General features: G+C 59.8%; 7 protein-coding genes. 6 read left to right on the top strand and 1 reads right to left on the bottom strand.

The genetic code is table 11. The annotated features are described in order from the left end of the window. The first annotated feature begins 296 nt into the window (after positions 1–296). Entirely contained in the window at positions 297–1,577 is a 1,281-nt protein-coding gene (gene repC / locus E5X88_RS33160) for a plasmid replication protein RepC (RefSeq protein WP_292168465.1), read from the top strand. Between the two features lie 41 nt (positions 1,578–1,618). Further along, positions 1,619–2,086: a thermonuclease family protein gene (locus E5X88_RS33155; RefSeq protein WP_292168467.1), complete on the top strand. Its 468-nt coding sequence runs from the start codon at positions 1,619–1,621 to the stop codon at positions 2,084–2,086. Positions 2,087–2,267: 181 nt separating this feature from the next. Here the strand turns inward: E5X88_RS33155 and E5X88_RS33150 are convergent, their stop codons facing one another. After that, entirely contained in the window at positions 2,268–2,456 is a 189-nt protein-coding gene (locus tag E5X88_RS33150; protein ID WP_292168463.1) for a hypothetical protein, read from the bottom strand. Between the two features lie 27 nt (positions 2,457–2,483). On the opposite strand from E5X88_RS33150, the gene E5X88_RS33145 reads away from it, so the two are divergent. The 4 genes from E5X88_RS33145 to E5X88_RS33130 all read left to right on the top strand — a co-directional run bounded on the left by E5X88_RS33145 (position 2,484) and on the right by E5X88_RS33130 (position 5,377). After that, positions 2,484–2,816, top strand: a complete 333-nt coding sequence (locus E5X88_RS33145) for a DUF736 family protein (RefSeq protein WP_095483088.1) — start codon at positions 2,484–2,486, stop codon at positions 2,814–2,816. A gap of 119 nt (positions 2,817–2,935) precedes the next feature. Then, positions 2,936–3,142, top strand: a complete 207-nt coding sequence (locus tag E5X88_RS33140) for a hypothetical protein (RefSeq protein ID WP_292168461.1) — start codon at positions 2,936–2,938, stop codon at positions 3,140–3,142. 65 nt (positions 3,143–3,207) lie between these two features. Beyond that, positions 3,208–4,257, top strand: coding sequence for a Fic family protein (locus E5X88_RS33135; RefSeq protein ID WP_292168459.1), 1,050 nt, complete (start codon positions 3,208–3,210; stop codon positions 4,255–4,257). A gap of 232 nt (positions 4,258–4,489) precedes the next feature. Beyond that, positions 4,490–5,377, top strand: coding sequence for a zincin-like metallopeptidase domain-containing protein (locus E5X88_RS33130; protein WP_292168457.1), 888 nt, complete (start codon positions 4,490–4,492; stop codon positions 5,375–5,377). Positions 5,378–5,492 lie beyond the last annotated feature (115 nt).

Here is a 5,492-nt window from a genome sequence, read left to right as displayed (position 1 = left end):
CCGGCGGGCGGCGCATGTAGCACAATTCTTGCGCCAAAACGGTTATTCCGGTTATGCTCTGCAAATCATCGGAATCAGCATGATTCCGACTCGCGCATTCTAACGTTTCAAGACGGAGAGACAGAGACCGGCCCAGAAAAAGAAAAACCGCTCCCGAACGAAAATCCGGAAGCGGGTTTGCAGTGAAAAAATAAGCCAAAACCTTTCTCGCAAACCCTCCCTTCCTTGTCAACTGATAAACACCGCTTCGGTGAACGGGGAAGCTTTGCCTGGTCCCTAACAAAGGAGACGAGGACATGGGTGACCCCCAAACCGATCGGCGGCCAATCGGTCGCCGAATGACGCCACAACGTGCCGATTACCGGCGACTGGCACAGTCGGCCGAGATCGGAACGGTGACGCGCGGCCAGCTTGCCGTGCTTGCACAAAACCTCACTTGCACTGGATTGATCAGTGCGACCGAAAGCCATCTTTTGGTGACTCTGGTCAACACGGCCCCGGCCGAGGCCTTTGACAAGTCCGGCCGTCCGATCATCTTCAAGTCCAACCAGCAGCTCGGCTTCGAGATCGGCCGCTCAGCCGGTCGTGTGAGCCGTATGCTGTCCAGCCTTTTCGACGCTGGCTTGATCACGATGCAGGATAGCGGAAATTACAAGCGCTACCCGGTGCGAAATCGCGATGGTGCGATTGTAGACGGTTGCGGCATCGACATGCGGATCCTCATCGTCCGCTATCGAGATCTCGACCAGCTCGTGCGGCAGGCCAAGGCCGAAAAATCGGCCGCGAGCGCAGCATTGCGCCGCTATCGCGGCGCGCTGCGCAACCTACGCTATGCTCTGGCGACGATTACGGCACCGTCGGATCGCGTCCTGGCTCGCATTGCGGGCCGCGTCGAACGGGTCGTCGCCCTTGTCGGCGTTGCCTCCAAGGCACCAAGCGCCCTTCTCCGACGTGCTTCGGCCCTTTTCGACTGGTTTGTGGAGCGCTTGATGCAGCTTCCACTGCGTTCAGAATCTGCGTCGGAAATAGAAAATTCGACATGCACGTATGCCGAAAACGGCATGCACAAACAGACTACAAACCCTGATCCTCTTGAAGAGAGTAATGATAATCGGCGTTCGACTGACGCCGAACAGCTTCATTTGCTGGAGGCTGGCTCCGCCAGCAAGAGGGCTTATGAACCAAGCCTGGGGGGCGGTTTGCGCCAAGTCAACGGGCGAAGGCGCCAGCCGCAGGCGGTAGTGGCATTGCATGACCTGGTGCGGGCAATACCGGCCTTAAAGGCCTACGGCTTTGCCCTGCCCCGCAGTTGGGCCGATCTGGCGCGGCTCGTGCCGCAGATGTGCCGCCTGACGGGCATTTCCGATGATGCGCGACTCCGCGCCATCGAACAGATGGGCGAGCAGCAAGCAGCGGTCGCAATCGCGGTGACGCTGCAGAAATACGACCGGCAGGAAGTTAAATCGCCGGGCGGCTACTTGCGGGCCATGACGGACCGCGCCACAGCTGGCGAGCTTCATCTTGCCCGCTCGATTTTCGGGCTGGCAGCCCGTAATTCCATGGAGGCATTGAATTGAGATTTCGAACGATATTGGCGGCCGTGGCCGTAATCTGGTGCATGGAGGCGGCGGCCGAGCCGTCGGCATGGTCCGGCCAGGCGCGGGTAATCGACGGTGACACGATCAGTATCCGTCAGCAGCGCATTCGGATTGCTGCGATCGATGCATGCGAACTCGACCAGACCGGCTTGAAGGGCGGCCAGACCTGGCGTTGCGGTGTCATTGCTCGCAGCTACCTTCGAAAGATGATCGACGGACAGCATGTCCGTTGCGAAATCATCGACCAGGACCGGTATCGCCGTTTGGTCGGGCAGTGCTTCATCGGCGATACCGATGTGGGCCTCGCTATGGTGAACGCCGGGCTAGCCGAGGCGATGCTTCGATATCTGCCGTCATCCCATCCTATCAGCCTGGTTGAGTACGGGGAGGCCGAAAACCGCGCGCGTGGCAACGGTCTGGGGATCTGGTCGGCTGAGATCGAAAGTCCGCATCTCTATCGCCGCGCCAAGCCCTCAAAGATGCCTTAACCGTAGATAGCCACAATGGTGCTATCGAATGGCAAATGACATGAGCCATATTGCTTCGCGTTTTGGCGCAAAACCCGGCAAAGCTCGTTGCATCGGTTCAGAGAATAGCTAATATAGGCTCATATCTTGTCGCGTCAGGCGGACACCGAACAGGGGGAATGTTGCCAAATACGTCCATGTCTCACGCCTCTGCGGTGGTCGCTTTTGACGCTCGTTCGCACGTCGACGCGGTTTGCGCAAAGCCGGAGAGCGCAAAAATTTCCCCGCCTGCGGCTTCCTCGCGCGCCAAATTTTTTCGCCCTCCGGCCTCTTCCGCTTCGCTCCAGCCTTCGGTGCACACCGCTTTCCGCCGTGCCATGTGAACGATCATCGCAACCACCAAAGAGGAGTGACTGACATGACCACCACCAACTACATCCAGTTCGATGCTGACGACCTCGACGCCGCCAAGGGCAAAGGCCTCATCTCCACCATCGAACGCGACCTGGACATCAACGCTGTGCCGTTCAGCTCGGACAACGAAAAAGCACCGACGCATCGCGTCTATGCCAAGTCGCCGCGCGGCCATGACATCGAGGTCGGCGGCATCTGGAAAAAGAAGAACGCGGAGGGCAAGCCCTACTACACGCTCTCGATCAAGCGCCTCAGCTTCAACGCCAATCTCGGCCGCTTCCCGGGCCAGGACGACCCGACTCTGCAGGCGATCATCGAATGGGAACCCCGCGATTAATCGCAGTAAAGCGCCCGGCCAAAGCCGGGCGCCCACTTCAGAAACCCCGAAAATCAACCCAAAGTGCTGGATTTTCAGCACTTTTCTTGCTAGGGTGCAAGGCAACTGGAGTTTTGCCGATGAACATCCATTCCGCACGTCCGGATCGTTCTCCGGAGGCCATTGCCAAGCGCAAGAAGGCCACCGATCAAGCCCGCGCTGCCAACGTCCGGCAGGGCTATACCCACGATCCTGTTCTCGAGGCGGCCAACACCCGGTATGTCGCCGGCGAGATCACGTCGGAAGAATTTCGCGAGCAGATGAAGGCGCGTTTCAAGCGCGCCTGACGCTCCAACTCTGATTTGAACAAGCCGCCTGCGATCACGGGCGGCTTTTTTCATGAGGAATCGTATTGGCGGACGAGTCAAAGGGATCGTACACCTACCCCGACACGCCCGGCGATCCAGATCGCACTGGTGTCCTACGCAACAAGTTCGGGCTGACCAGACACTCGGAGCTGGGACCGGCCGACTATGCCATGACGCATATTCGACAGAGTGAGATTGCGGAGGGCCGCGGCCCGAGCGGCAATTTCGACAAGGAACATCTGAAGGCCATACACGGGTATATTTTTCAGGACGTTTACGAATGGGCCGGTCACACGCGCAACGAAAGCCCGATCGTCGACGGCCAGCGCGTCGAGCCGATCGGCGGCCTTTCCAAGGGCAGCACCTCATTCCTGCATGGCTCACGCATCGACTTCGGACTGGACGAGGCCTTAAAGCCGATCCGCGATCCCGATGTTCTTCGCACTGGCACCCCGGAGCAATTCGCTGAGCGTGCGGGCCAGGTGCTCGCCGAGCTCAATTACGTGCATCCATTCCGCGAGGGCAACGGTCGCGCCCAGGAGGCGTTCATTGCCGAACTTGGCCGCCATTACGGCCATGAGGTGGATTTTACCGTCATCAGCAAACCGCGGATGATCGAGGCATCAATCGAGACCACAAACGACCCGTCTAGTCCGGCAATGAAGCATGTGCTGGAGGACTCTCTCAATCCGAACCGCCGCGAAGCGCTTCGCGCTGCATTTGCCGACCTCGAACGGTGCGGCGAGAAGCCGTTTGAACACAATATCCGCACGGCACGGCCGAGAGAGGAAATCACCGGCCAAATTCTCGGCCATGACGATAGAGTCGCCAGTATCGTCACGGATGAGCGGATCATTGCCGTCGACCGCGCCGACTTGCCCGAACGCTTGCCCGACGACAATACAGAGGTCTCTTTCACCGCCCGCTCTGACTTTTCCCGCCTGGGACGCGAGAGACAGGCCACCGAGCCACACCTGCGGCCACAACAGGCCGAGCAGCCACAGCGGGACAGAAGCGCCGGGCTGAAGGCTATCGAGGCCGAAATGGCGGCTCGGCGAGACCGTGAGCGCGACGACGACGATCGCGGTCGATAACCCCTGCCCTAGGCAACAAGCTGCTTTTCGTCGAGCGGTCGTCGAGCTGGTCGATGTCCGATGCGTTTCGGCGCCGCCTCAGTCCGTTGGGTGATTTGACGGACAAGCTACGATAGCCCCTCCCCCATGCAACCGCTGTCGCGGTCCTCCACTCCGTTTCGGCCTTACAGGTGCATGGGCTCGATTCGGCCATCTCCGTTCTTTGCCGTCAACCAACGGAATGGAGACGGCCATGCAGAGCATCAAGGACACCTACCAACGCATCACCGATACCATCGTCGAGCAGCTTGAAGCCGGCACCAAGCCCTGGATCCGCCCCTGGCGCGGCAGCGTACGACACTCCCGCATCCCGCGCCGCGCGACCGGCGAAGCCTATCGCGGCATCAATGTCCTGATGCTGTGGGTGTCCGGCCAGATGTTCGGCTACGAGGAAAACACCTGGATGACCTATCGCCAGGCGCAGGACCTCGGCGGGCAAGTCCGAAAGGGCGAAAAGGGAACGCTCGTCGTCAAGTACGGCACATTCACGCCGAAGGACGGCGAAGACGACGAGGATCGCTCGATTCCCTACCTCAAGGGATACACCGTCTTCAATATCGAGCAGATCGAGAACCTGCCGGACCGGTTTTTCAGCCCGGCCGAGGAACTGCCGATTGTTCCTGTTCCGCACATTGAAACCGTCGAGGTTTTCGTCAGAAACACCAACGCAAGGGTGAGCTACAGCGGCACGAAGGCCAGCTATCGACCGACCAGCGATGACATCCTCATGCCGGACCGCGACCGGTTCGAAAGTGAGGTTCACCTATATTCGACCCTGCTGCATGAGATCTCGCACTGGTCCGGCGCAAAGCATCGCCTGGACCGTGATCTCAGTGGCCGATTCGGAACGGAATGTTACGCCGTGGAAGAGCTCGTCGCTGAACTCGCGGCATCATTCCTTTGCGCCGATCTCGGCGTGGCTCACGATCCGCGCGATAACACCGCCGCCTACCTGGCAAGTTGGCTCGCCGTCCTGAAGAACGACAAGCGCGCGATCATCACCGCCGCCGCCAAGGCGCAGGCCGCGGCCGACTATCTTCACCAGCTCCAATCGTCGAGCAGAGCGAACGAGGCCGCTTAGCGGCCTCCATCTTCCATCTGGTTCATCAACGCCCGGGCGTCGATTTCGATTTCGTGACGGCTCGGAGGACGATATCAGGATGGCTTAGCACGTAGCGGCGGGTGCCCTTTGGATG

The organism is Mesorhizobium sp. (assembly GCF_004962245.1).
Classification (GTDB): Bacteria; Pseudomonadota; Alphaproteobacteria; order Rhizobiales; family Rhizobiaceae; genus Mesorhizobium.
The sequence above is the reverse complement of the archived record's forward strand: the minus strand, read 5'-3'. Positions and strand labels throughout refer to the sequence as shown.